The sequence below is a fragment of the Sphingobium lactosutens DS20 genome (assembly GCF_000445105.1).
GTDB classification, from domain to species: Bacteria; Pseudomonadota; Alphaproteobacteria; order Sphingomonadales; family Sphingomonadaceae; genus Sphingobium; species Sphingobium lactosutens.
This window is the reverse complement of the sequence record NZ_ATDP01000075.1, coordinates 57506-84076: the sequence shown is the minus strand read 5'-3', so window position 1 is coordinate 84076 and position 26571 is coordinate 57506. Positions and strand designations below refer to the sequence as shown.

General features: G+C 63.0%; 25 protein-coding genes. 14 read left to right on the top strand and 11 right to left on the bottom strand.

Features of this window, described 5'->3' with window-relative positions:
- Window positions 1-4 precede the first annotated feature (4 nt).
- Both argS and RLDS_RS35770 read right to left on the bottom strand, forming a co-directional pair.
- A complete protein-coding gene (gene argS / locus RLDS_RS35775) occupies window positions 5-1732 on the bottom strand; it encodes an arginine--tRNA ligase (RefSeq protein ID WP_021225266.1) in 1728 nt (575 codons plus the stop codon).
- Window positions 1733-1894: 162 nt separating this feature from the next.
- Window positions 1895-2503 carry a hypothetical protein gene (locus RLDS_RS35770; RefSeq protein ID WP_031297720.1) on the bottom strand — a complete coding sequence of 203 codons (609 nt, stop codon included), beginning with the start codon at window positions 2501-2503 and terminating at the stop codon, window positions 1895-1897.
- 165 nt (window positions 2504-2668) lie between these two features.
- On the opposite strand from RLDS_RS35770, the gene ispH reads away from it, so the two are divergent.
- From ispH to rnhA, 3 genes are read left to right on the top strand one after another with little or no spacing between them, the layout of a single operon-like run.
- Complete coding sequence (gene ispH / locus RLDS_RS35765; RefSeq protein WP_021225264.1) at window positions 2669-3628, top strand: 4-hydroxy-3-methylbut-2-enyl diphosphate reductase; 960 nt, start codon at window positions 2669-2671, stop codon at window positions 3626-3628.
- A gap of 55 nt (window positions 3629-3683) precedes the next feature.
- Window positions 3684-4667: a homoserine kinase gene (gene thrB / locus RLDS_RS35760; RefSeq protein WP_021225263.1), complete on the top strand. Its 984-nt coding sequence runs from the start codon at window positions 3684-3686 to the stop codon at window positions 4665-4667.
- Window positions 4664-5110, top strand: a complete 447-nt coding sequence (gene rnhA / locus RLDS_RS35755; RefSeq protein ID WP_021225262.1) for a ribonuclease HI — start codon at window positions 4664-4666, stop codon at window positions 5108-5110. Before thrB ends, rnhA begins: the two co-directional genes overlap by 4 nt.
- Before the next feature lie 93 nt (window positions 5111-5203).
- Here rnhA and RLDS_RS35750 read toward each other — a convergent pair whose 3' ends face one another.
- Window positions 5204-7018: a DUF885 domain-containing protein gene (locus RLDS_RS35750; protein ID WP_021225261.1), complete on the bottom strand. Its 1815-nt coding sequence runs from the start codon at window positions 7016-7018 to the stop codon at window positions 5204-5206.
- 200 nt (window positions 7019-7218) lie between these two features.
- Between RLDS_RS35750 and RLDS_RS35745 the strand changes: the two genes are divergently transcribed.
- The 6 genes from RLDS_RS35745 (at window position 7219) to grxD (ending at window position 11192) form a co-directional block, all read left to right on the top strand.
- Window positions 7219-7905: a glutathione S-transferase family protein gene (locus RLDS_RS35745; RefSeq protein WP_021225260.1), complete on the top strand. Its 687-nt coding sequence runs from the start codon at window positions 7219-7221 to the stop codon at window positions 7903-7905.
- A gap of 99 nt (window positions 7906-8004) precedes the next feature.
- On the top strand, window positions 8005-9456 hold the full coding sequence (gene leuC, locus RLDS_RS35740; RefSeq protein WP_021225259.1) for a 3-isopropylmalate dehydratase large subunit: 1452 nt from the start codon (window positions 8005-8007) through the stop codon (window positions 9454-9456).
- Window positions 9457-9565: 109 nt separating this feature from the next.
- On the top strand, window positions 9566-10171 hold the full coding sequence (gene leuD / locus RLDS_RS35735; protein WP_021225257.1) for a 3-isopropylmalate dehydratase small subunit: 606 nt from the start codon (window positions 9566-9568) through the stop codon (window positions 10169-10171).
- Between the two features lie 58 nt (window positions 10172-10229).
- Window positions 10230-10553 carry a DUF1476 domain-containing protein gene (locus RLDS_RS35730; RefSeq protein ID WP_021225256.1) on the top strand — a complete coding sequence of 108 codons (324 nt, stop codon included), beginning with the start codon at window positions 10230-10232 and terminating at the stop codon, window positions 10551-10553.
- A gap of 14 nt (window positions 10554-10567) precedes the next feature.
- On the top strand, window positions 10568-10801 hold the full coding sequence (locus tag RLDS_RS35725; RefSeq protein ID WP_021225255.1) for a BolA family protein: 234 nt from the start codon (window positions 10568-10570) through the stop codon (window positions 10799-10801).
- Window positions 10802-10859: 58 nt separating this feature from the next.
- Window positions 10860-11192 carry a Grx4 family monothiol glutaredoxin gene (gene grxD / locus RLDS_RS35720; RefSeq protein WP_031297719.1) on the top strand — a complete coding sequence of 111 codons (333 nt, stop codon included), beginning with the start codon at window positions 10860-10862 and terminating at the stop codon, window positions 11190-11192.
- A gap of 387 nt (window positions 11193-11579) precedes the next feature.
- Here the strand turns inward: grxD and ftsH are convergent, their stop codons facing one another.
- The 6 genes from ftsH to ptsP form a co-directional block, all read right to left on the bottom strand.
- Complete coding sequence (gene ftsH / locus RLDS_RS35715; RefSeq protein ID WP_021225253.1) at window positions 11580-13529, bottom strand: ATP-dependent zinc metalloprotease FtsH; 1950 nt, start codon at window positions 13527-13529, stop codon at window positions 11580-11582.
- Window positions 13530-13628: 99 nt separating this feature from the next.
- Window positions 13629-13820 carry a hypothetical protein gene (locus RLDS_RS35710; RefSeq protein ID WP_021225252.1) on the bottom strand — a complete coding sequence of 64 codons (192 nt, stop codon included), beginning with the start codon at window positions 13818-13820 and terminating at the stop codon, window positions 13629-13631.
- Between the two features lie 123 nt (window positions 13821-13943).
- Complete coding sequence (tilS, locus tag RLDS_RS35705; protein ID WP_021225251.1) at window positions 13944-14888, bottom strand: tRNA lysidine(34) synthetase TilS; 945 nt, start codon at window positions 14886-14888, stop codon at window positions 13944-13946.
- Entirely contained in the window at window positions 14879-15811 is a 933-nt protein-coding gene (locus RLDS_RS35700) for a hypothetical protein (protein WP_031297718.1), read from the bottom strand. Before RLDS_RS35700 ends, tilS begins: the two co-directional genes overlap by 10 nt.
- Before the next feature lie 159 nt (window positions 15812-15970).
- Complete coding sequence (locus RLDS_RS35695) at window positions 15971-16822, bottom strand: helix-turn-helix domain-containing protein (protein WP_021225249.1); 852 nt, start codon at window positions 16820-16822, stop codon at window positions 15971-15973.
- A 73-nt stretch (window positions 16823-16895) separates the two neighbouring features.
- A complete protein-coding gene (ptsP, locus tag RLDS_RS35690; RefSeq protein ID WP_021225248.1) occupies window positions 16896-19172 on the bottom strand; it encodes a phosphoenolpyruvate--protein phosphotransferase in 2277 nt (758 codons plus the stop codon).
- Window positions 19173-19344: 172 nt separating this feature from the next.
- Here ptsP and RLDS_RS35685 point away from each other — a divergent pair, with 172 nt between their 5' ends.
- Window positions 19345-20505, top strand: a complete 1161-nt coding sequence (locus RLDS_RS35685) for a pyridoxal phosphate-dependent aminotransferase (protein WP_021225246.1) — start codon at window positions 19345-19347, stop codon at window positions 20503-20505.
- Window positions 20506-20623: 118 nt separating this feature from the next.
- Window positions 20624-21790, top strand: coding sequence for a pyridoxal phosphate-dependent aminotransferase (locus RLDS_RS35680; RefSeq protein WP_021225245.1), 1167 nt, complete (start codon window positions 20624-20626; stop codon window positions 21788-21790).
- Window positions 21791-21887: 97 nt separating this feature from the next.
- Here the strand turns inward: RLDS_RS35680 and RLDS_RS55200 are convergent, their stop codons facing one another.
- Both RLDS_RS55200 and RLDS_RS35675 read right to left on the bottom strand, forming a co-directional pair.
- Window positions 21888-22028 (bottom strand): hypothetical protein, encoded by a 141-nt coding sequence (locus RLDS_RS55200; RefSeq protein ID WP_236616821.1) that lies wholly within the window; start codon window positions 22026-22028, stop codon window positions 21888-21890.
- A 159-nt stretch (window positions 22029-22187) separates the two neighbouring features.
- A complete protein-coding gene (locus RLDS_RS35675) occupies window positions 22188-22943 on the bottom strand; it encodes a hypothetical protein (RefSeq protein ID WP_021225243.1) in 756 nt (251 codons plus the stop codon).
- Window positions 22944-23102: 159 nt separating this feature from the next.
- Here RLDS_RS35675 and RLDS_RS35670 point away from each other — a divergent pair, with 159 nt between their 5' ends.
- The 3 genes from RLDS_RS35670 to metK are packed head-to-tail and all read left to right on the top strand — an operon-like array spanning window position 23103 to window position 26566.
- On the top strand, window positions 23103-23738 hold the full coding sequence (locus tag RLDS_RS35670) for a YqaA family protein (protein ID WP_021225242.1): 636 nt from the start codon (window positions 23103-23105) through the stop codon (window positions 23736-23738).
- Window positions 23705-25300 (top strand): apolipoprotein N-acyltransferase, encoded by a 1596-nt coding sequence (lnt, locus tag RLDS_RS35665; protein WP_021225241.1) that lies wholly within the window; start codon window positions 23705-23707, stop codon window positions 25298-25300. Before RLDS_RS35670 ends, lnt begins: the two co-directional genes overlap by 34 nt.
- Before the next feature lie 60 nt (window positions 25301-25360).
- On the top strand, window positions 25361-26566 hold the full coding sequence (gene metK / locus RLDS_RS35660) for a methionine adenosyltransferase (protein WP_021225240.1): 1206 nt from the start codon (window positions 25361-25363) through the stop codon (window positions 26564-26566).
- Window positions 26567-26571 lie beyond the last annotated feature (5 nt).

Here is a 26571-nt window from a genome sequence, read left to right as displayed (position 1 = left end):
TCCATCACTGCATTTCGGTCAGCGCGGCCACGCCCATCAGCGCCAGCCCGTTGCGGATAATCTGCCCTATTCCCTGCGCCAGGGAAAGGCGCGTAGCGGTCAGCGCCGGATCGTCGGCGCGGATCACGCGCGCGCCCGGATCGTCATTACCCATATTCCACCAGCCATGAAATGCCGAGGCCAGATCATTGAGATAAAAGGCAATTCTATGCGGTTCGCGCGCCTGTGCCGCCCCTTCGACGACACGGGGGAATTGCGCGGCGAGCTTGACCAGGCCGAGTTCCGCCGTCCCAAGTAGGGACAGGTCAGGCGCGGGCAGATCAATTCCAGCCTCTTCGGCGCGCCGGCCGAGTGAGGAAATCCGGGCATGGGCATATTGGACGTAGAAGACCGGATTGTCCTTCGACGCCTCCACCACCTTGGCAAAATCGAAATCCATCTGCGCGTCGGCCTTGCGCGTCAGCATGGTGAAGCGGACGACATCCTTGCCCACTTCGCGCACCACGTCCGCCAGCGTCACGAAATTGCCGGCGCGTTTCGACATCTTCACTGGCTCACCGTCGCGCAGCAGGCGGACCATCTGGATGAGCTTCACGTCGAACCGCGCCCGTCCTTCCGTCAGCGCGGCGACGGCGGCCTGGATACGCTTGACCGTGCCGGCATGGTCCGCGCCCCAAATGTCGATGAGCTGGTCCGCCGACTGCGCCTTTTGAAAATGATAGGCCATGTCGGCGCCGAAATAGGTCCAGCTGCCATTGGACTTCTTGATCGGCCGATCCTGATCGTCGCCAAATTTGGTCGAGCGGAACAGCGGCAGTTCCACCGGCTCCCAGTCATCGGGCAATTCGCCCTTGGGCGCTTCCAGCACGCCGTCATAAACCAGGTCATGCGCGCGCAGCCAGGCTTCCGCCTCATCGGGCTTGCCCGCCGCCTGCAACTCCGCCTCCGACGCAAAAATATCGTGATGGATGCCCAGCAGCGCCAGGTCGCTGCGGATCATGTCCATCATCTTCGCCACGGCAAAAGTGCGGAACGTCACCAGCCAGTCGGATTCCGGCGCGCCGACGAACCTGTCGCCATATTCGGCGGCAAGCGCCTGCCCTACCGGCACCAGATAGTCACCTGGATAAAGCCCCTCGGGGATCGCGCCGACATCCTCGCCCAGAGCCTCGCGATAGCGCAGATGCGCAGACCGGGCGAGCACATCGACCTGACCGCCCGCGTCATTGATATAATATTCGCGGATCACCTTGTGCCCGGCATATTCGAGCAGCGTCGCAAGCGCATCGCCCACCACCGCGCCCCGGCAATGCCCCATATGCATGGGTCCGGTGGGGTTGGCCGACACATATTCGACATTGACGGTGACGCCCTGCCCCAGGTCGGACCGCCCATAGTCGGCCGCGTCGGCATGGATTGTCGCCAGTTCCGCACGCCAGGTCGCGTCCGTCAGCGTCATGTTGATGAACCCAGGGCCGGCGATGGCGGCGCTTTGCACGTCGTCCAGCGCCTGCAACTTCGTGACGATAGCCTCAGCAAGTGCGCGCGGGTTCGTGCCGGCAGGCTTGGCCAGCACCATCGCGGCGTTGGTGGCCAGATCGCCATGGCTGGCATCGCGCGGCGGCTCGACCGTGACAGCTTTGCGATTGAGACCGGCGGGCAGAACGCCCTCGATCTCCAGCGCGTCGAGCACGGCGTCAAGATGGGCGGTAAAGCGAGTATAGAGGGACATTCAACAATCCTGCGTCAAAAAATCCGTTTGCCCTGAATAGCCATTGAGCGACGTCGAAATGGCGTATCGAAGGATTTGGGTGACGCAGATGCTTCGATACGGGCCTTCGGCTTCGCTCAGTCCCTACTCAGCACGAACGGGAAAATCAAAGTTGAGCGCGCCTTAACGGGTCGCGTTATATCGCAGCTGATCCTGGGTCAGGTTGAAGCCCACGAGCAGTTCAAAGCTGGTCCGCTGCAAGGCGGCCTTGACGTCCGGCTGCGCGAACGGATCTATCGCGGCATCGGCGTCACCGGCCTTGCGCTTTTGCGTGATCTTCTGCTGGATTTCGGCCGGCAGGGTGGCCGCGCTCTTGTTCACATAAGATCCGGCCTTCGCCTGCACGCTGGCGCGATACTGGCCCGGCGCGAAGTCCAGCGTCACCTGACCGATGCGCTTGGCCACCACGGCGCTGCCGCCCTGCACGACCGCCGAGAAATAGGGCAGCACGACCTGCCGCGCGCCATTGGCGTCCGTGCGGCGCGCGTTCACGGTGAAGGTCGCCTCGGTATAGAACTGGTCGCCATCGGCGCATGTGGAGCGCAGGTCGGTGATGTTCGCCACCACGTCGATCGCCGATGCGTCGGTGCTGTTCGCCGGATTGAACAATGTGATGTCGCCGGTTTGCGCGGGGATCGCCGCCGTCGGGCAAGCCGAACGCACGGCGACGATGCCGCCGGTCGCATCGATTTCGCCACGCCGCGAGCAGCCTGCCAGAGCGAGCGCCAGCATGGCGGTCAGGGCGATCGAAGAAGTTTTCACAGGCAGATATTCCTTGGCGGGGCGCAGAAGTGTTGCGCTTCCTTATCCATCCGCCGCCTGCCACGCAACTGCAAGCAAGCCGCTTTCGCATGCCCCCTCTTCCTTCCGCCGCGCCATTCGCCTAAGCCGACGCGCATGACGCATGCGCCCGATACCCTTCGCCCGATGACCCTGTTGATCGCCGCGCCGCGCGGCTTTTGCGCGGGGGTGGACCGCGCCATCGTCATTGTCGAGCGCGCGATCGAGAAATATGGCGCGCCCGTCTATGTTCGCCACGAAATCGTCCACAACAAATATGTCGTGGACAGCCTGAAGGCCAAGGGCGCGGTCTTCGTCGAAGAACTGGATCAGGTGCCCGACGGCGTGCCGGTCGTTTTTTCCGCCCATGGCGTGCCCAAGGCGGTGCCGGAAAAGGCGCAGGAGCGCGGCCTCGACTATTTGGACGCCACCTGTCCGCTGGTCAGCAAAGTGCATCGCCAGGCCGAACGGCAGGTCGACAACGGTCGCCACATCCTGTTTATCGGCCACAAGGGGCATCCTGAGGTGATCGGCACATTCGGGCAAGTGCCGGACGGTTCGATGACCTTGATCGAAACGGTCGAGGATGCGGAACGCTTCGTGCCCGTCGATCCGGATAATCTGGCCTTCCTCACGCAGACGACCTTGTCGGTGGATGACACGGCCGCCATCGTTGCGGCCTTGCAGCGGCGCTTCCCAACCATCGCCGCGCCGCGCGGAGAGGATATCTGCTATGCAACGTCCAACCGCCAGACTGCGGTGAAGGCGATCGCCGGGCGGTGCGATGCGCTCTATGTCATCGGCGCGCCCAACAGTTCCAATTCGCTGCGCCTGGTCGAAGTCGCCGAACGCGAAGGAACGCCGGCCCGCCTGATCCAGCGCGCGGACGAAGTGGATTTTGCCTGGCTGGAGTCGGTCGGCACATTGGGCCTGACGGCCGGGGCCTCCGCGCCGGAAATTTTGGTGCGCGAAGTCGTCGACCGCATCGCCACCCGCTATGCCGTGACCGAGGAACAGGTGGAAACGGCGCGGGAAACCATTTCCTTCAAACTGCCGCGTGGCCTGGACCATGCATGAGGCGCGACTGCGCGCGCCCGCTCCTGCACGCTATCTAGATCAAGGCTGACCGACCATGGCCGTCTATACGCATGTCCCCGCCGAAGACATTGACGTCTTTCTGGCCCGCTATGATGCCGGACGGCTGGTGTCGGCCAAGGGCATCGCCGAAGGCGTCGAGAACAGCAATTACCTGCTCGAAACAACCGGCAGCAGCGACAATGACGAGGGCCAGCGCTTCATCCTGACGCTGTATGAAAAGCGGGTGGACGAAGAAGACCTCCCCTTTTTCATGGACCTGCTCGACCATCTGGGCGCGCGCGGGTGCCGCGTGCCCCGCTTCATAGCCGATCGGGAAGGCCGTCGGCTTCAGCATCTGGCCGGACGACCCGCCTGCCTGATAGAGTTTCTGACCGGCATCAGCGTTACGGAACCGACGGCGGCCCAGGCCCATGCCGCTGGCATGGCGTTGGGCGAATTGCACAAGGCGGCGCAGGGGTTTGCGCAGCAGCGCCCCAACCGGCTGGACAAGGCGGGCTGGCATGCCCTCGCCGCGCGCTGCGGCAGCGATCTCGACCAAATCGAGCCGGGGCTGGCTGGCCGGGTACGCGACGAACTTGCCTGGCTGGATGCGCATTGGCCCTCAGACCTGCCGCAATCGGTGATCCATGCGGACCTGTTCCCCGACAATGTGCTGATGCTGGGCGATCATGTGACCGGCCTCATCGACTTTTATTTCAGCTGCACCGACATTCGCGCCTATGACCTTGCCGTCACGCACAGTGCCTGGTGTTTCAGCAATGATGGCGCGAGCTGGTTCGGGGATCGAGCAGCCGCACTGGGCAACGGATACAGCGAAGCCCATGGCCTCACGCAGGCTGAGCGCGACGCCTTCCCGACCCTGTGTCGCGGCGCGGCGCTGCGTTTCCTGCTCACGCGCGCCTATGACTGGATCAATACGCCGGCCGATGCGCTGGTGACGCGCAAGGACCCCACCGCCTATCTGCGCCGACTGGATTTCTACACCCATGCGGACGCAGCGGAGTTGCTGGGCGCATGAGCGATCTCCCCCGGGTCGAGATTTTCACCGATGGCGCGTGCAAGGGCAATCCTGGCCCTGGCGGTTGGGGCGCGGTGCTGCGCTTTGGCGACACGGAAAAGGAAATCTCCGGTGGCGAGCCGCAGACGACCAACAACCGCATGGAAATGACGGCGGCGCTTGAAGCGCTCAACCTGCTCAAGAAGCCATGCGCGGTAACGCTCTACACCGACAGCAAATATGTCATGGATGGCATCACCAAATGGGTGTTCGGCTGGCAAAAAAGGGGCTGGCGCACCGCCGACAATAAACCAGTGAAAAATGTCGAGATTTGGCAGGAACTCGTCAAGGCGGCCGCCCGCCACCAGATGTCCTGGAAATGGGTGAAAGGCCATGCCGGCCATCCCGAAAATGAGCGCGCCGATCAGCTTGCCAGTGCAGCCGCCGAGACGTTTCGCCGCTGACTTGATGGAAGCTTCGCCTGCACGGCCGCGCGCGTGGACGAATGACCGGATGGAGCCTCGCCAAGCGCGAGGCTCCATCCCGTGGCATCCGTGTCAGGCGATGCCCGCGCGGCGGCGCACGGTCTGCTTCAATATGTCGAGCGGCATCGCGCCGAGCGTTAGCACTTCATGAAACTGCTTGATGTCGAAAGCAGCGCCCTGATGCTGTTTCACGTCTTCGCGCAGGTCGTTCCAGACGGTGTGGCCGATCTTGTAACTGCATGCCTGTCCTGGCCAGACGGTGTAGCGATCAATTTCACCCTGGCTGCGGCCTCGCGCGATGCCGGTCGTGGCAATCAGGAAATCCGTCGCTTTTTCGCGGCTCCAACGCTTGGCGTGCATCCCTGAGTCTACCACCAGACGAGTCGCGCGGAACAATAGCGATTGCAGATAGCCGACCTGACCCAGCGGATCGCCTTCATACATGCCCATTTCGTCGGCCAGTTGTTCGGAATAGAGCGCCCAGCCTTCTGAATAGCCGCTATAGCCGCCACGCCGCCGGATCAGCGGAATGGCATTCGATTCCAGCGCGACCGATACCTGGAGATGATGGCCCGGCACGGCTTCATGATGGGTCAGCGTCGCAAGGCCGAATTTGGGCCGATCGAACGTGTCGCGCAGGTTGATATAATAGATAGCCGGGCGCGAGCCGTCGAGCGAGGCATTCTGATAATAGCCGCCCGGCGCGCCCGCCTGGATCGTCACTGGCACGCGGCGCACCTCGACCGGCGCCTTGGGCAGCGTCCTGGCGGAAAAGGCCTCGGGCAGGCGCTTGCTCATGGCGATGATCTGGCGATTGAGCTGCGCCAGCAAGGCCTCACGACCCGGATCGGTGTTGGGATAAAGCTGGTCGGGCCGCTTGTTGAGCGCCACCAGCCGCTCACCGACGCTGCCCTGGCTCATCCCCTCGCCTTTCAGGATCGCGTCGATCCGGGCGCTGATCTGGGCGACCTGATCCAGACCGATGCGGTGAATTTCGTCACCGGTCAGCTTCGTCGTCGTCGCCGCTTCGGCCGCATTGGCATAGAATTGCTCGCCATCGGGCAGGCGCCAGCAACCCGCATCATGCACCGCCCTGGCACGCAAATCGCGCACCAGCGCACGCTGGCGATCAACGGCGGGAAAGATGCTTTCCGCCACGATCTTTTCAGCTTGAGCGGCCCGATCCGGCGGCAGACCCGCGTCCTTGAGCTTCTTGACGAACGACGTGACGAGCACCGTCTCAGCCGCTGGCTGATCGCGCAGCGCGGCCTGCATCTTCATCGTCGTGTCCAGAATATAGTCGGGTGAGAAAACACCACGAGCGGCGTCCGCCTTTTGCCGCTCCAGTTCGCCGTCCATCGCCGCGGGAAAGGCCTCCAGACGCGACAGATAGGCGTCGGCGTCCGCCGCATCCTTCACCCGATGTTGCGAATCCAGGAAGTCGGGAATTTCGCGATAGCTGCCGGTCAGTTGCGAAAGGATATAGGGCGCATAGCGGCCCATGGTTTCGCCATAGCCAAATTGTTCGCCCCCCAGCGACCGGTCGAACTGGTAGGACAGGACATCATAATCGAGCTGGCTCGCTTCGCTGAGCTTTGACCGATCGAAGCTGGCGAGCTGCTGCGCCTGGGCCTTTACGCGCGCTATGTCCTTGGCGACGCCCGCTGCGCTCGTATCGCTCAATTGCCCGCGCAAGGCCGCGCGAGGCCCCGTGTCCAGGCCAAGACGCGTGGCGCTTTCGGGAGATGATTCCAGGCGCTCATAGAAAAACCGGTCCAGCATCGCGCGGAACCGCGCATCGGCACTGCCGGTCTGCGCAAGAACATGGGGTGTGGCCGCAGCGATGGCGGTGGCGCCGCTGGTGGCAAGAAATTGGCGTCGGTTCACGACTGGAACTCCATGATGGGAAGAGGCGATGCAAAGGCATCGCACGGGATGGGCCCATTGTGCCGTTGGATCAGGCATTTGGCTAGGGCGTCGTCCATGCAAACATCGCCCGTTATGGGGAGGCTTGGATGGATGCCGCTATATCGGCGACCACCAATCAGCTATGCCGCCCTCCATCAATTGCATGGGAGCATCGCCTCATGGCGTACACGCTGATTACCGCAAATCGCAACTACAGCAGCTGGTCGCTGCGCCCTTGGATATTGATGACGGCGCTGGGCCTGCCGTTCGACGATCATATCGAACCCTTTGCCGCCGCCAGTAATTACGCCGCCTTCCACAGCTTCTCGCCAACGGGCCAAGTGCCCGCGTTGATCGACGGCGATCGAACCGTGTGGGATTCGCTTGGCATCACGCTCTACCTTGCCGATCGCCACGCGGGCGTCTGGCCAGCGGACGAGGCCGCCCGCGCCTTTGCGCAATGCGCCGTTGCCGAAATGCACAGCGGTTTCGCGACGCTGCGCCAGGACTGCCCGATGAATATTGGCGTGCGCGTCGAGCCCAACATGCGCTCCCCCGCGCTGGGGCGGGATATCGCGCGGCTGCGCGAGCTATGGGAACAGGGGCTGGACCGTTTCGGCGGCCCATTCCTGGCGGGCAAGGCCTTCACTGCGGTCGACGCCTTTTACGCGCCCGTCGTCTTTCGGGTACGCAGCTATGGACTGGACGTCGGAAAGGCGGCGCAGGCGTGGGTCGATCATATGCTGGATCACCCGGCGATGAAGCAGTGGGAAAGCGAAGCCCTGGCCGAAACCTGGCGAGAGGAAAGCCATGAGGCAGAGATCGCCGCTGCCGGCAGGATTATCGCGGATTATCGAGCCGGATGACGAGGACGTAACTTTCTTGCCGCTACCCTGACAAAAACAGGATATTTCGGTCGTATTCCCCCTTTTCCCTTTGGCAGGAGGGGTCTAGGGGGAAGCATCATGGTTAAGCCCCGCACCCTTTACGAGAAGATTTGGGACGCGCACGTCGTTGAACGGCGTCCCGACGGCACCTGCCTCATCTATATTGATCGTCACCTTGTGCATGAGGTGACCAGTCCGCAGGCGTTCGAAGGGCTACGCCTTGCCGGACGCAAGGTGCGTCGGCCCGACCTCACGCTGGCGGTGCCAGATCATAATCTGCCAACGACGCCGCGCCGTGATGCGGCGGGCAATCGCATTCCGATCAGCGATCCCCAAAGTGCGCAGCAGCTGGCCGCGCTGGAACGCAATGCGCCGGAATTCGGCGTGCGGCTGATCGGCGATGCGGACCCTGAACAAGGCATCGTCCATGTCGTCGGCCCGGAACAGGGCTTCACCCTGCCCGGCACCACTTTGGTCTGTGGCGACAGTCATACCAGCTCGCATGGTGCGTTGGGCGCTCTGGCCTTTGGCATCGGCACCAGTGAGGTCGAGCATGTGCTTGCCACACAGACCCTGCTGCTCAAACAGTCGAAGACGATGGCCGTTGTGGTCGACGGCGAGCTCGCCCCCGGCGTGACGCCCAAGGATGTGGCGCTGGCCATCTGCGGCGCGATCGGCACCGCGGGCGGGACCGGGCATGTCATGGAATATCGCGGGTCCGTCTTCCGCGACATGTCGATCGAAGGGCGACTGACGGTCGCCAATATGTCGATCGAAGCGGGCGCGCGGTCCGGCCTGTTCGCGCCTGATGAGAAGACCTTCGCTTATCTGAAAGGGCGGCCGATGGCGCCTGCGGGCGCGGACTGGGACGCGGCCGTCGCCTATTGGAAAACATTGGTCACGGACGACGGCGCGACGTTCGACAAGACCGTGGTGATTGACGCCGCCGATATCGTGCCGACCGTTACCTGGGGCACCAGCCCCGAAGACGTCGTGCCGATCACCGGCGTCGTGCCCGATCCAGGCAGCTTTGAGGATGCGAGCAAGCAGGACGCGGTGCGCAAGTCGCTGGACTATATGGGCCTTACGGCTGGGCAGCGGATGCAGGACGTCGCTATCGAACATATCTTCATCGGCAGTTGCACGAACAGCCGGATCGAGGATTTGCGCGCCGCAGCCGCCTTGCTGAAGGGTCGTCATGTCGCGTCCGGCATCAAGCATGCGATGGTGGTGCCCGGATCGGGCCTCGTTAAAGCGCAGGCCGAAGCCGAGGGGCTGGACCGCATCTTTCTTGACGCAGGCTTTGAATGGCGCGAGCCGGGCTGCTCCGCGTGCCTGGGGATGAACCCGGACAAGGTGCCGGCCGGCGAGCGCTGTGCGTCGACCAGCAACCGCAATTTCATGGGCCGCCAGGGACCGGGGGCACGCACGCATCTGGTATCGCCCGTCATGGCCGCTGCCGCCGCCATTACCGGGCGGCTCACCGATGTTCGCGAATTGATGACGACGCAAAAGGGGATGGTCGCATGAAGAAGATTTTCTGGCTGCTGACGATGGGGGCATTGGCCAGCGCGGCGATGGCGGCAACGCTGGGCCGCGCCGAAGACACGCCGGCGCCCGAGGTGCAGAAGGCGAACTGATGGACAAACTCACGACGGTCGAAGGGCGGGCCTATCCGTTCGGGATGAAGAATGTCGACACCGACATCGTCATTCCCGCCCATTGGCTCAAGACGATTTCACGCAGCGGCCTTGGCCAGGGCGCGTTCGAGGTGTTGCGCAAGCAGCCGGGCAATGTCTTTGACGATCCTGCCTATGCCGGCAGTCCGATCCTGATCGCTGGCGATAATTTCGGCTGCGGGTCCAGCCGCGAACATGCCGCCTGGGCGCTGGCGGACCTTGGCATCAAGGTGGTGATCGCCCCGAGTTTTTCCGATATCTTCTCGGGCAATGCGTTCAAGAACGGCATATTGACGGTTGTCCTGCCGCAGGATGCCGTCGATCGGTTGATGGAGGTCGCGAAGACGGATCCCATCCATATCGATCTGGAGGCGCAGAGCGTCACCACGCCGTTTCAGGACCGCTTCCATTTCGATATCGACCCGTTTCGCAAACAATGCCTGCTGGGCGGGCTGGATGAAATTGGCCTGACGCTGGGCGATGCTGACGTCATTGACAGCTATGAAGCGCAACAGGCGCAAGAACGCCCCTGGATTGTCCCCTCCGCCGCGCCGGCCGTTGCGTAATCCCTTGCATCTTCCTATCACTGTTCGACAACAGGCCATCTAAGCGGGGCACCAGCATATGACTACGTTCGACGATCGCGAAAAAGCGTTCGAAAATATGTTCGCGCATGATCAGGAGATGGAATTCCGCATCCAGGCGCGCCGCAATCGGCTGCTGGGCGAATGGGCCGCAGCGAAGATGGGCCTGACGCCGGAGGAAACCGATGCCTATGCCAAGGCGGTCGTGCAGGCCGATTTCGAGGAAGCGGGCGATGAGGATGTCATCCGCAAGCTGGTCGGCGATATGACTCAGGCCGGGATCGACATTGACGAAGCGGGCGTGCGCGCGGCGCTGGAAGAACAGGCGGTGATCGCACGCCGCATGTTCATCGAAGCTCAATAGGGAACGCGCCGACCATGCCCATGGCCGCCGACGACATTGCTGACATGATTCGCGCCGCCATCCCCGATGCGCAGGTTGAAATAACCGACCTGGCCGGCGACGGGGATCATTATGCCGCGCGGGTCGTATCCGAAAGTTTCCGGGGGATGAGCCGGGTCGCGCAGCAGCGTGCAGTCTATGCCGCCTTGGGCGGGCGCATGGGCGGCGTGCTCCATGCCTTGCAACTCACCACCGCGGTTCCCAACTAACGCACCTGGAACGTTTCGCGCCTCCTGTGGCCGCGACAGATAGAATTGGATGACGATGATGACCGACGCCGTGCAGCAGCGGATCGCGCAGATTGTGACTGGCCATGATGTGGTGCTTTTCATGAAAGGCACGCCGCTTTTCCCCCAATGCGGCTTTTCCAGCCGGGCGATTGCCATTCTGGAGCATCTGGGCGTCGGCTACGAAACCGTCGACGTGTTGCAGGATCAGGCCATCCGTCAGGGTATCAAGGCCTATTCGGACTGGCCGACGATCCCACAGCTGTATGTGAAGGGCGAGTTTGTCGGCGGCAGCGATATCATGATGGAAATGTATGAGGCGGGCGAGCTGCATCAGCTCATGACCGACCAGGGCGTCGCCCCGGCCAACTGAGACGCTTCACCGTATCGATGATTGAGAAACGGCTCGCCTGGCGGGCCGTTTTTTGTTGCTATCTTAAGGATAGATAGCCTGTTCTGATCACATATAGGCTTAGTTCTACCCGCGTCGTCGTGACGATTTCAGTGGTAGCCGGTATCCGTTGGTCGCTGCGACCTGCAACACGCTAGCAAATATCAGGCGCGCCACACACCAAACCCTTTCTCGCCGTACATGTCAGGCGGAGCGCGGCTACCCCTTGGATCGCTCAAATGCGCATTTGTCCTCGACGAGAACGCACTACCGGATGGCGCTGCATTTTGACCCGGCAACCTAAGCCGCAAATGAAAATAGGCGCGACCGGGAGGCCGCGCCTTTCTTGAAAATGCCTGTTGTCGCGGCTTACGCGCCGGCTGGCGTAGGATCGCCGAACGGCCCCTTGCGCTTGCGGATTTTCGGGATTGACGATCCGACCGCCGGGATGACCGAAGGCTTGATCGTGGTCCCGTCGTCGCGGGTAATCTCACCCTGCTCCAGCAGTGTTTTGATTTCCTCGCCGGTCAGCGTCTCATATTCCAGCATGGCGTTGGCCAGAAGATGCAACTGGTCTTCATGGCCCTTGAGCACCTCTTGCGCCCGGGCATAACCCTGCTCCACCAGACCGCGAATTTCCTTGTCGATCAGCTTCGCCGTCTCGTCAGACATATGGACGCGCTGGCTCTGCGAATAGCCAAGGAAGGTTTCGCCCTGCTGCTCTTCATATTGGAGCGGACCCAGCTTGTCGGACATGCCCCACTGGGTCACCATGTCGCGGGCCAGCTTGGTGGCATATTGAATGTCACCCGATGCGCCCGATGACACCTTGTCATAGCCGAAGATGATTTCCTCGGCCACGCGTCCACCCATGGCGACGGCCATGTTGGCGTGCATCTTGTCACGATGATAGCTGTAGCTGTCCCGTTCGGGCAGCCGCATGACCATGCCCAAAGCGCGACCGCGCGGGATGATCGTCGCCTTGTGAATCGGGTCGGAGGCCGGTTCGTGCATTGCGACGATGGCATGGCCAGCCTCATGATAGGCGGTCATCTTCTTTTCATCGTCGGTCATGACCATGGAGCGACGCTCGCTGCCCATCATGACCTTGTCCTTGGCCGCCTCGAACTCGTCCATGGCGACCAGACGCTTGCCCCGCCGGGCCGCCATCAACGCGGCTTCATTGACGAGATTGGCGAGGTCCGCGCCCGAAAAGCCCGGCGTGCCACGCGCGATGGTGCGCGGATTGACGTCGGGGGCGAGCGGCACCTTCTTCATGTGGACAGCAAGAATCTTCTCGCGGCCTTCAATGTCGGGGCGCGGCACCACGACCTGCCGGTCAAAACGGCCGGGACGCAGCAGCGCGGGATCGAGTACGTCGGGACGGTTGGTCGCCGCGACGATGATGATACCTTCATTCGCCTCGAAGCCATCCATTTCGACGAGAAGCTGGTTCAGCGTCTGCTCGCGCTCGTCATTGCCATTGCCCAGGCCCGCGCCGCGATGGCGGCCAACCGCGTCGATTTCGTCGATGAAGACGATGCAGGGCGCATTCTTCTTCGCCTGCTCGAACATGTCGCGCACACGGCTCGCACCAACGCCCACGAACATTTCGACAAAGTCTGACCCGGAGATGGTGAAGAAAGGCACACCGGCTTCGCCCGCGATCGCGCGCGCCAGCAGCGTCTTACCGGTACCGGGCGAACCGACCAGCAGCGCACCCTTGGGAATCTTGCCGCCCAGACGCGCAAATTTGCTGGGGTCTTTCAGGAACTCGACGATTTCCTGCAATTCCTCGCGCGCCTCGTCGATGCCGGCCACGTCATCAAACGTCACCTTGCCATGCTTTTCGGTCAGCAGCTTGGCCTTCGACTTGCCAAAACCCATGGCGCCACCGGCGCCGCCGCCCTTCTGCATCTGACGCAGCACGAAAAAGGCGATGCCCAATATCAGCAGGAACGGCAGCGACTGGTAGATGAGGATCATCCAGAAGCTGGGTTGCTCCTCCGCCTGACCCGAATATTTGACGTTGAAGTCATCGAGCATCTTGGGAAGGCCCGGATCGTTGACCGGGACAGTGCTGAATTTCTGGCCGCTCGACAGGGTACCGGTGATGCGATCAGGCGCGATCGCGACATCCTTGACCTGCCCTTCCTGCACTTTCGAGCGAAACTCGGAATAGGCGATGCCAGTGCCTGCCGTCGTGGCGGTGCGGCTGTCGAACAGAGATACGAACAGCAACAGGGCGACAATCACGCCTGCCCAAATCATCGCGCTCTTGATCCAGGGGTTGCCCTGCGGGTCTTTCTCGTCGTTCATCATCACTCTCTTTCACCCGCCAAGATAGGGCACGCCGACAAAAGCGCAAGCGCAGCCGACGCCGTTCCCTGGCGGCGATTTAGCATAGATGACCGAAGGTCAGACGACCCCGGCGATCGTCAATGCAAGATAGCCGAGCGCCAGAGCGAGGCCTGCCGACATACCGCACAGCAGATATCCCATATAAAGCAGCAACGGTGGATGCGGCCGAGCCAAAGTCCGATTCCGCTGCGCCGCCGAAAGAATGACGCTTGCCAAGAGACCATAAGATAAAGCAGCAAATTCAAACATGCATAGAGAGTCCCGCTGGAAAGCAGGCCCGATACCATATCGACCGTTAACCAGATGCCACTATCAGGCTAAAAGCGGCAAAACGTGAGTACGGCGCGCTGACCCGTGGAACCTTTTGCCAAATTAATTGCGCGGCGGCGCCGGTCGCAGGCTCCACGTGCTGCCGCCTTTCACCAGCCAATCGCCAAGGCTTGCCTGACGGCCAGCCGCCGCCTCCTGCAAGGCGTGATCCAACGTGTCCCCACGCGGCGTCTTTGCGCCGGCCAGCATCAGCATATGCACCAATAGCCGACGCAGATATTCGCGCGGAAGGTCGATACGGTCGAGCGTCCATCCGAGGCCGTCGGCGCGCACATGACGCTCCGCCAGTTGCGCGACGCTCCACAGAATCGCGGCTTCCGCCTCCGCCAATGCTGCGGCGCTACGCGTCACCGCCTGCGCGTCCAACCAGGGCGCGTCAGACAGCGCCAAGCGCAAGGCAGCCCGGTCAAAGCGCGCGTCGCGATTTGAGGGATCCTGCACATGCGGTAATTTTTCGCGATCGACAAATGCCTGCAACTGCGCCTTGCGCTCGCCCAGCAGTGCCCGGATCACCCGGCCGGACCTGGCGCGCACGCCGGCAAGTCCACCAATGCCCGACCCCCGGTTGAGACGCATCACCACTGTTTCGAGCTGATCGTCGGCGTGATGGGCGGTCATGATCCAGTCCATGGCGCAAGACGCGCGCCAAGCCTCCATCAGGCGATAGCGCATGGCGCGCGCCCAAGCCTGGACATTGCCCGTCACCGGCACATCGGGATGGAGCGTGGCATGATCGATACCGTGCGCGCTACACCATCGCGCCACCATTGCCGCTTCGTCGGCGGATTCCGGCCGCAAGCCATGATCGACCGTCACTGCGGCCACGCGACCCGGAAAGGCGCCCGCCGCGAGCCACAGCAGCGCCATGCTGTCCGGTCCCCCGGACACGGCGACGGCGAAACGGGTCGCCGGATCATTGCCGACCAGCGCGCGCGTCGCATCGACCAGCCGCGTCTGAAGCGCGGCGCTTTCGCCTGTCAGCTGCACTTCGCCTGAGCGCGGCCCTTGTCCATCATCGCACGCAGGCTAGAGGACAGGCTGCTGCCATAAACCTGATCCAGTTCCTGATAGACCTTGCAGGCATCAGCAGGTTTTTTCAGCTGGATAAGCGCTTCGCCAAGATAGGCCAGGCTGTCAGCCGCACGGTCGCCACGCGGCCGCTTCTGATAATTTTCGTAAAAGGCCACGGAGGCGAGCGCCGGCTTGCCATCATCCAGATAGGCGCGACCAAGCAGGTTCTGCGCCCGGCTGGCGACCGAACTGTCGCCATATTTGTCGACCGTGGCTTTGAGTTGCGCCTGCGCCTCCGGGTAGAATTTGGCGTCCCACAGGCGAAAGCCGTAGGTATAGGCGTCATTGGCCTCATCACCGCTATTGGGCCGCTCAATCGCCGCGACTGCCGTCTTGCGCGCTTCGCTCGCGCCTGCGGGGGCGGAGGGTTTGGCGGCGGCAGGCCTGGCGGGCGCCGGTTCGGCGGGTGCGGGCGCTGCGCCGGCGCCTGACGATGCCGTCGGCACCGTGGCTACCGGCGGCGCGGCAGGCGCCATCCGCGCGTCAGTTTCAGCCTTGTACTTGGTGAAGGATTCTTCGAGCTGACGCAGCTTGTAGCTGTTTTCCTCAACCTGCCCCGTGATCGAGGCCAGTTGCGATTCTAGCGCGCTCACCCGCGCCGTCAGGTCAGCGACAGGCGTCGATGCGGGCGTTCCCGGCGATGGCTGGGGTGTCGCGGGACGCGTAATCTCCGCTTCGATCGGCGTGCCCGCGGGAAATACCTTGCGCTGCACCGCGCGCATCTCCTTTTCCAGCCGATCGACACGCCCTTCGACACTGGTCTGTGCCGCAGTTGGCGAGGCAAGGGCGATCATCGCGCTTGCGATGGCGGCTGTGGACGCGAATAAGGCGTGACGCATGACGTTCCCCGACTGCTGCGACCCCGGCACGGACCATATCCTTCCGACCGGCAAGCGCATGACTTCCAAGCTGCGACCTTCAACTCCCCGCTGAGGTGACGGCCGCACCCTTAACCATAAAGCCTAATTACCTGCGGTAAAGCGGGACCTTCGCTCCTGTCAGTTCGCCGAAGCAGCAGGCACCGCTTGCCCGCCGGCCGGCGTGCCGGATTGTTGCGCGGCCGGAGCGGCGCGCGCCAACAACGCCTCGGCATTGACCGGAACATCGGCGATGGTGCGATCGGCAGCGCCCAGGGGCGGAATAAGCTTTCCACCTACAGTGACGTTCAATGCCTGCGGGCGACCGGTCAAGATCGTGGGATTGCGCGCACCGGCGGGAAGGGTGAAGCTTTCGCCCTTCTTCATAGTCCCGTCCTTCAACCGCTCGCCTGCTTCATCGACGATCCGCAACCAGACATCATCCACCGCCGTGAAGACGACAGTTTGCGGCACCTGGCGAATGGGCGCGACGGCGCTGCCCGCTGCGGGCGCAGAGGGCCGGGCTGGCGCGCTGGCGGCAATCTCCTCGCTCGACGGCGGCGTGAACAATTGGGTACGCCAGATGATATAGCCACCGATCAGCACCAGCACGATCGCGGCCAGCGTCCAGGCCAGCGCACGCGACGGCACGCGCGCCGGATCGGCCGGCTCGAACGCCTCATAGCGATTGGCGCCCAGGTCCGAACCATGGACGCCTTCCCGCACTTCGGCGGCAATCGCCACTTCGTCCACATCCACGGCACGGGCATAGGCCCGGGCAAAGCCCACGGCATAGGGAATACCCGGTAAGGCACCATAATCATCGCGCTCAACCGCTTCGAGTTGCCGCAAGGCGATACGCGTGCGCGTCGCGACATCCTGAAGCGAAAGCCCCTGCGCTTCCCGCGCGGCGCGCAGTTTTGCGCCGGGCGTCCTGGGCTGCGTGTCTTCCACCGGCGTCGCGCCGGGTTCGATGTCTGGTTCTTCTGCCATATTGCTCCGCGACCTGTGATGGTCGGCCTTGTCTCATTGCGGGACGGGCATTGTCAACGCCGGTCCAGCCGTTTCAGCTGAGTTCCACACCCCGATCGGATGCCCATTGCGTCAGCCGTTCGCGTATGTCCGGCGCACCGCTGTCGAGCCATTCCCGCATCAGGAATTGCAGCTGCGCCGCGTCGACTGCGCGGATCATCGCCTTGACCGGGCCGACTGACGGAGGGGTGATCGACAAGCGTCGGATGCCAAGGCCGATCAGCGCCATCGCCTCCAGCGTGCGCCCACCCATTTCGCCGCAGACACCGACCGGCACCTGATGCGCCACGCAGGCGCGCACGACGCGGTCCAGGAAGCGCAGGATCGCGATGCTCAGCCAATCATACCGCTCCGCCAGCTTCGGGTGGGCGCGGTCCGCCGCGAACAGAAATTGCGTCAGGTCGTTGGTGCCGATCGACAGGAAGTCGAGGCGCGGCAGCAACAGGTCGAGCACTTCGGCCAAGGCCGGCACTTCCAGCATCGCGCCATATTTGACGGCGATCGGCAGCTTTTTCTTATGGCCGTGCAGCCATTCGCGCTGATGCTCGACCAGAGCACGGGCGGCTTCATATTCCCACGGCTCCGACACCATCGGGAACATGATGTTGAGTATCTTGCCCGCGCTCGCCTCCAGCAGCGCGCGCGCCTGCGCCTTCATCAGCCCGTCGCGATCGAGCGCGAGCCGCAGCGCGCGCCAGCCCATGGCGGGATTGTCCTCCAACTCCTCGTCGCCATCGCGCTGCATATAGGGCAACGCCTTGTCGCCGCCGATATCGACGGTGCGGAAAATGACTGGCCGGTCGCCCGCCGCGTCCAGCACATCCTTGTAAAGCCTTTGCTGCTTTTCGCGTTGCGGCAGGGTCGCGGACACCAGGAACTGGAATTCGGTGCGGAACAGGCCGATGCCATCCGCACCGACCAAGTCCAGCGCCTGCGCGTCTTCGCGCAGGCCCGCATTGACCATCAATTCGACGCGCTGCCCATCGGTGGTCACGGACGGCAGGTCGCGCATGGCGGCAAATTCCGCGCGGCGCTTCTGCGTCACATGCAGCTTGTTCTCGAACGCCTCGTCCATGTCCGGGCCGGGCCGGATCAAGACTGTATTGTCCGCCACGTCCAGCAGGATGAGGTCGCCTTCATTGAGCTTGTGGCGGACATCCCGCACCCGGCCCAGAACAGGCACGCCCATCGCGCGCGCGACGATGGTGACATGGGCCGTCAGCGACCCTTCCTCCAGAATCACGCCCTTCAACCGCCGACGATCATATTCCAGCAGCTCCGCCGGCCCCAGATTGCGCGCGATCAATATGGCGTCCTGGCGCAAACCCAGTTGCGCGGCGGTCCCCAATTGCCCCGACACGATCCGAAGCAGCCGGTTCGCCATATCCTCTAGGTCGTGCATCCGATCCTGCAACAGCGGGTCGTCAATCTGCCGCATGCGCATGCGGGTGCGCTGTTGCACCCTCTCGATCGCCGCCTCGGCGGTCAGGCCACTGTCGATCACTTCATTGATCCGCCGGATCCACCCTTCGTCATAGGCGAACATCTTGTAGGTTTCGAGCACCTCCTGATGTTCGCCCTCGGTCCCGAATTCGGCCGCGCCGGTCATCCGGTCGATCTGCTCGCGCATCTTCGTGAAGGCGGAAATGACCCGCGCGCGTTCGGCCTCGGTATCTTCCGCCACCGTATGTTCGACATGGATGCGCGGCTGGTGAAAGACGGCGTGGCCGCGCGCCATGCCCATCACCAGTTGCAGACCCTGCAAGATGGTCGTGCCCGTTTCGGCAACGCGTGCGTCGGCCGGGCCGTCATCGGCCAGTTCGGCGTTTGCGATCAGTTCGGACAGCACCATGGCGACCGTCTGCAACGCCTCGATCTCCACCTCTTCATAGCGGCGCGGCTCCACATGCTGCACGCACAGGACACCGATCGACCGCTCCCGCCGCACGATCGGCACACCGGCAAAGCTGTGAAAACGATCTTCCCCGGTTTCGGGACGATAGGAAAAGTCGGGATGCGCCGCCGCCTCGTCAAGGTTCAGCGTCTCGACATTGGTGGCGATAAGGCCCACCAGCCCCTCCCCCATGGCCATCCGCGTGACGTGGACCGCCTCCTGTTTGAGGCCGCGCGTGGCGAACAGTTCCAATACACCTTCGCGCACCAGATAGATGGAGCAGACTTCGCTGGAGAGCGACTGGCCGATGATCTCCACCACCTTGTTCAGCTTCGCCTGGGCGCTGTTGCGCGACGCCATCACCTCCTGCAACAGGACAAGGATCTGGCGGGCGGCAGCGGCGGGCGTCGTGGGCATGGGGCAGCGCTACCAGATTGACCCGGAAAGTGCCAAGATTTGTGCGGCCAAGGTCGGGCTGAAAAATATCACCTCAAAAAGACCGCCCGCCATTCACATAGCGGAAACAATCGGTAGCTTCGTCCAATAGAGTGACGACCTTTCCAGGCACGGCCCGCAGGGAGACAGGACCATGGCGACCCAAGCAGATATGACACATTTCGAACAGGATCTTATCGACCGCGGCTATTCACGCCGCCAGCTGGCGAAGGCGGCCGCGATGTTGGGCGCCGCCACCGCGACGCTGCGCGTGACCGGCGCTGCCGCGCAACAGGCGGCCAAGCCGGTCGAAGGCGCGGTGCGCATCGGTGCGAACGAGTGCTGGACCGGCCCCTTCCCGGTCGCGGCGGAGGCCGCCTACAAGCTGGTCAATGAAGGCAATCGCTACGAGCCCGATAATGAGCATCAGAAATTATTTTCAGCTGTCTCCGCGGTCGAAGGCATCCCGGCCGAATATGTGACTGCCTGGCCCGGATCGTCCGACCCGCTGAGCCGCGTTGCGGTCGCCTATGCCTCCCCCACGCGCGGCATCGTCACTGCTGACCCGACCTATGAAGCGATCTGGCGGACGGGCGACTGGCTGGGCGCCAAAGTCACCAAGGTGCCGCTGACCAGCGACTATCGCCATGACGTCAAGGCGATGCTGGCGGCCGATCCCAATGCAGGGGTCTATTATATCTGTTCGCCCAACAATCCGACGGGCACAGTCACGCCGCTGGCCGACATTGAATGGCTGGCCAACAACAAGCCCAAGGATTCGATCCTGGTCGTTGACGAAGCCTATATCCACTGGTTCGACGGACCCAATGCCGCCAAGCTGGCGGCGTCGCGCGACGACGTGCTGGTTCTGCGCACCTTTTCCAAATTGTTCGGCATGGCGGGCATGCGCCTGGGCCTGACCTTTGCGAACCCCGCGCTGATGAAGAAGATGATGCGCTATGACGGCGGTCAGGTGACGGCGATGCTGCCGATGACGGCGGTCGCCGCTGGCACCGTGTCGGTCGCGCAGGCGGACCTGATCAAGGGGCGCCGGGCGGAAATGATCGCGGCGCGTGACAAGGCGATCAATCACCTCAAATCCAAGGGGATCAAGGTGATTCCGGGCAGCCAGGCCAATATGTTCATGGTGGATTGGGGCAAGCCAGCAAAGGAGATGCAGGCGGCAATCCTGGCGGAAAAGGTGCAGATTGGCCGCAACTGGCCGATCTGGCCCAATGTCTCGCGCGTGTCCGTCGGTTCGATGGAGGAAATGGACGCCTTCAACGCGGCGGTGGACAAGGTTTGGAAGGCCTGAAAGCCAGCGATGCGCTCGCGCAAAATAATATTATGATCGGGCGGCGGCACATTGCGGAAATGTGCCGCCGCTTCGTCTTTCGTTTGTGTGTGCTTCTTGCAGAACGGGGACGGACGATATGACCATGATGCTGAACAAGGATGCCAGGGAAGACCTGATGGAACGCGGCTATTCGCGCCGCCAGATCGCGGAAGTCGCCGCGCTGGTGGGCGCAGGCGTCGCCGCCAGTTCGTTGCTGGGCGGCGCAGCGCAGGCGCAGCAGCAGGCCGCGCGCGGCGTCGCGGGCGCGGTGCGCATCGGCTCCAACGAATGCTGGACCGGTCCCTTCCCTTCAGGCGTCGATGCCGCGGCCAAGGCCGCTGCGCTCGGCAACTGGTATGATCCCGACAATTACCGCGGCGAACTGGTCAAGACCGTCGCGTCGGTAGAGGGCATTCCCGAAGGCCATGTGATGCTCTGGCCCGGATCGGGCGGTCCGCTGGTCAGCACGGTCGCCGCCTTCTGCTCGCCCACCAAGGGGCTGGTGACTGCCGATCCGACGTTTGAGTCGGCCTGGCGCACCGCCGATTACCTCAAGGCCCCGATCGCCAAGGCGCCACAGGCTCCGGGCGCGGGCCATGATGTGAAGGCCATGCTGGCGGCCAATCCGAATGCGGGCCTCTATTATATCTGCACGCCCAACAATCCGACCGGCACCGTGACGCCGCTGGCCGATATCGAATGGCTGCTCGCCAACAAGCCCAAGGATTCGATCCTGCTGGTCGACGAAGCCTATATCCACTTTTCCGAAGCGCCGAGCGCGGCGAAGCTGGTGGCCGGACGCAAGGACCTGGTGGTCATGCGCACCTTCTCCAAGCTGTTCGGCATGGCGGGCGTGCGCCTCGGCCTGACTTTCGCCGATCCGGAACTGCAAAAGCGGATCAACCTGTTCAATCCGACCGCCGGCGGCCTGTCCATCACCGCCATGGCATGCGGCAACGCGGTTTATCCCGAAGCGGCGCTGATCAAGGCCCGGCGCGAGGAAATGATCGCCAACCGCGAAGAAACCATCGCGTGGCTGAAGAGCAAGGGGATCGACGTCCAGTCGGGCAGCCAGGCCAATATGTTCATGATGGACTGGAAAAAGCCCGCCAAGGAGATGCAGGCGGCGATGCTTGCCACGCCCGAGAAGGTGCAGATCGGCCGCAACTGGCCCATCTGGCCGACGGTTTCGCGCATTACCGTGGGTTCGGCCGAAGACATGGCGAAATTCCGCTCCGCCGTCGAAAAGGTCTATACGGCCTGATCTGATTGCCTCGTCGCAGAGCGAAAGGGCGTCTGGATTGCCAGACGCCCTTTTTTGTTGGGAGGCAGGACATGTCCATAGGATACGCTCCCGCTCATCATGTCAGGAAATGCGACACCACGCCCATGATGCGCTCGACCGTCGCTTCCTTCTCGCCCACTGGCGCGACATAGTCGATGACCGTTCGGGCCTGCGCCTCCCCCGCCCCGCGCGCGATCATCGCATGCCAGCGGGGCACCTGGTTCAGCAAAGACAGCGCAACGAAACTGTCCAGTTCGTTGAAGGCGTCAAAGGTCAGAGGGCTATCCGCACCGCTTCGCTACTCATTTTTTTGGCAGGATAGCGACCTAGCGACTATTGAAATCAAGTGCACGGCCCGTCTCGTAGACATTGGCACCTATTGGACTTCTAGCGGAGCAGCAGCGCGGTGATCGATAAGTATGCTCACCATGCTGCCCGCCATCACTTTGCCGTTAACGCGCTCCGGTATGATCAAGAACTGCCAAGCAGCCAGTCGCATCGCCCTTCCCAGACCGAATTGCGGCGACGACTCCTTAAGCACTTGGCAATTTTCAACGTGATAGTGGTCGACAGGCTCACAAGCCATCAATACCCACCATGATTTTGGCCGGTTTTCAGGCAAATAGGGCAACAATTCACTATACTTCGGACGCCTGTACCATTGGGCCTTACGAAGCTGGACGCCCCCCGGCCCCTCGCCCGGCCCCGCCACCGCCGCGCTCTCCCCCTGTCCTGCCGCGCCTTCGCCGGGCGCGCGCTTGGGCATCGTGCCGATGTCGGCCGACGCCATCTGCTCGCGATTAAGCGTCAGGAAAGGAAAAGGAGATGGCGGCTGCTCGGCCGGCTTTTCGACCTCGACCGGCGGGCGAACGACCGGCTCCTCCGCCTTTTGCGGCTCTGCCCTGCTTTTTTCCTTCCGCTCCGCCTTTTCCGCCTTGGCCTCTTCCTTGGCGGCTTTGGGGCCGGCCTCCGTTTCGAACGTGACCGGCAGGCGCGGGTCCATCTTGGGCGGCTGGAAGGATGGCGACAGGGTGAAGAGCGCCAGCAGAAGCAGCAGGTTGAGAACCAGCGCGAACGTCACGCCGCCCGCCCGCTGCCGCACCTTGTCCCAGGGAATCGAGGAGATATTCAAACGCGCGGACCAAACAGACGACAAGGGAAGCCGGTCTTGCCCAGACGGCGCGGCGGCGTCAACGCCGTCGCTTGCGACAGCCGACCAGTCGGTCCTGCAACATGACGAAGCCGGCGAAAGCGCTGGCAGCGCGGCGGCTTCTCCGCTAGGTCGCGCGCGATGCTCAACAGGCTCTATCAATGGACGCTGGCCAAGGCCGCGCACCGCCACGCCGAACGCTGGCTGTTCGCCGTCAGCTTCATGGAATCCAGCTTCTTCCCGATCCCGCCGCATCCATTGCTGGGGCTGATGTGCCTGGCCCGGCCGGAACGGGCGATCCGGTTCGGCCTCATCTGCACCATCGCGTCGGTGCTGGGCGGGCTGTTTGGCTATGCGATCGGTTACTTTCTCTACGAAACGATCGGCACCCAGATTCTCACCGCGCTGGGCCTGGCTGAGAAGTTCCCGGTCGCGGCCTGTTATTTGCGGGACTATGGAGCGGAGATCATCCTGATCAAGGGCGCGACGCCCATCCCCTTCAAACTGATCACCATCACCGCCGGTTTCATCGGCCTGCCGCTCTTCACCTTCCTGTGGGCCAGCATTCTGAGCCGCGGTTTCCAGTTCATGCTGGTCGGCATCCTGTTCTGGAAATTCGGCCGCCCGATCAAGGCGTTCATCGAGAAATATCTGGCGCTGCTGTCCGCCGCCTTCCTGCTGCTGATCGTTGGCGGCTTTCTGGCGGTGTCGGCCCTGTCGGGATCGCAGGGCAAAAGCGACCTATGTTCCGGCGCGACCATAGATACGGTTCGCTGATCGCCATGATCCAAGTCCAGGCCGCCTTTGACCGTCACCCAAGGGTCGCAGCGCTGCTGGCGGGTCTTTTGTCCGCGACCGGATTTGCGCCGCTCAACCTCTGGCCGGTAACGCTGGTCTGCCTGGCGGCGCTCATCATCCTGATCGGCAAAGCCTCCGATCGCCGCGCTGCCTTCTTTTATGGCTGGCTGTTTGGCGTGGGGCATTTCACCCTTGGCCTCAACTGGATCGCGCACGCCTTCACCTTTCAGGACTCGATGCCGCACTGGTTCGGCTATGGCGCGGTGGTGCTTCTCTCGCTTTATCTCGCGGTTTACCCCGGACTGGCGGTCCTGGCCAATTGGTGGATCGCGCGCCGGTTCGCGCTGCCCCCACTTGCGTCGCTGTTCGTCCTCGCGGCCTGCTGGATCGTCACGGAATTTCTGCGCGCGACGCTTTTCACCGGCTTTGCCTGGAACCCGCTTGGCGTCATCCTGCTGCCAACCGGCGCGGGCATCGCGGCGACCGTGATCGGCACCTATGGCCTTGGCGCGCTGGTGATATTGGCGGCAGGCGCGCTGATGTTCGCCGTTCATGGGCAGGCGCGGCTCGCCGGCGTGATCGCCGCGCCGATCGCGCTCATCGCCCTTGTCGGCTGGATCGCCCCTGCTCCGCCAATCCCAGCAGGCGCGCCGCGCGTTCGGGTGGTTCAGCCCAATATCGGGCAGGAGGAAAAATATTCGGTCGAGGCCGAATATCGCAACTTCGCCAAACTCCGCGCCTTGTCGGGCGAACCGCGCCCCGCGCCGCGCCTCATCTTCTGGCCCGAAGCCGCCATTCCCGCCTATCTCGACATGGAACCGGACTGGCGCGCGCGGCTCGCGGGCCTGTTGGGACCGGGCGACCTGCTGCTGACCGGCGGGGACAAGGTCTATTTCAAAACGGTCGAGGAGAATGGCGTTCCAGTGAGCAAACTGACCGGCGCCAACAACAGCGTTTGGATCGTGACGCCGCAGGCGACGATTGCCGGGCGCTATTCCAAGGCGCATCTCGTCCCCTATGGCGAATATCTGCCCATGCGGAACATCCTAGAACCCATCGGCCTGTCCCGCCTAGTGCCCGGCGACGCGGATTTCTGGCCCGGCCCCGGCCCGCAGAGTCTTACCCTGCCCGCCACCCTGGGCCGGCCATCGCTGAAGATGGGGGTCCAGATTTGCTACGAAATCATCTTTTCGGGCCAGGTGATCGACCGGGCCAACCGACCCGCCTTCCTGTTCAACCCGTCCAATGACGCTTGGTTCGGCAGTTGGGGGCCGGTCCAGCATCTGGCCCAGGCCCGGTTGCGCGCACTGGAAGAAGGCATGCCGATCATCCGGTCGACACCCACGGGCGTATCGGCCATCATCGACGCGCGTGGGCAGATCGTCCGGTCCATCGCCCCGAATCGCGCGGGTTATCTTGATAGCGGCCTGCCGCCGGCGCTTTCGCCCACGCCTTTTGCCCGCTTCGGCAATGTTCTTCCGGCGCTGTTCGCCCTGGGGCTTGCCGCCGCCGCCGTTGCAACCCGACGCCGCAGCCGCTAAGGCACCCGCTGCACATAAAGATTTCTTTATACGCAGACACAGCATCAGACTGGAGCAACCATGCGTTCAAACTACCTCTTCACGTCCGAATCCGTATCGGAAGGCCATCCCGACAAGGTCGCCGACCAGATTTCGGACGCCATCGTCGACCTGTTCCTGTCCAAGGACCCCGAAGCGCGCATCGCCTGCGAAACGCTCACGACGACGCAGCTTGTGGTTCTGGCCGGCGAAATCCGTTGCAAGGGCGTCTATGAAAATGGCGCATGGGCGCCCGGCGCGCAGGAAGAGATTGAACGCACCGTCCGCGAAACGGTGAAGCGCATCGGTTATGAGCAGGACGGTTTCCATTGGGAAACGCTGCGCTTTGAAAATAATCTTCATGCCCAGAGCGCCCATATCGCGCAGGGCGTCGATGCCAGCGGCAACAAGGATGAAGGCGCAGGCGATCAGGGAATCATGTTCGGCTATGCCGCCAATGATACGCCCGACCTGATGCCCGCCACCCTGTATTATAGCCACAAGATTCTGGAAACGATGGCGGCCGACCGCCATTCGAAGGCCGCGCCCTTTCTGGAACCCGACGCCAAGAGCCAGGTTACATTGCGGTATGAAGGCAGCAAGCCGGTCGCCTGCACCGCCGTCGTCGTGTCGACCCAGCATGCCAAGGGCTATGACCAGGGCGACAAGGAAGCCGAACTCAAGGCCTATGTGAAAGGCGTGGTGGCAAAGGTCATTCCCGCCGATCTGCTTTCGGACGAAACCGTCTACCACATCAACCCGACCGGCAGCTTCGAAATTGGCGGGCCGGATGGCGATGCGGGTCTTACCGGTCGCAAGATCATCGTCGACACCTATGGCGGCGCGTCTCCCCATGGCGGCGGCGCTTTCAGCGGCAAGGATCCGACCAAGGTCGACCGCTCGGCCGCCTATATCACGCGCTATCTCGCCAAGAATGTCGTCGCCGCGGGTCTTGCCCAGCGTTGCACCATCCAGATTGCCTATGCGATCGGCGTCGCCGAACCGCTGTCTCTCTACGTTGACACGCACGGCACCGGCACGGTGGGCGACGACCGGATCGAGGATGCAATCAAGTCGCTCAAGGAACTGGGGGGTCTGACCCCGCGCGGCATCCGCACCCATCTGGGCCTCAACAAGCCTATCTACCAGCCGACCGCTGCTTATGGCCATTTCGGCCGCAAGCCCGAAGGCGACTTCTTTCCCTGGGAGAAGACCGATCTGGTCGACAAGCTCAAGGCCGCTCTGTAACTCGG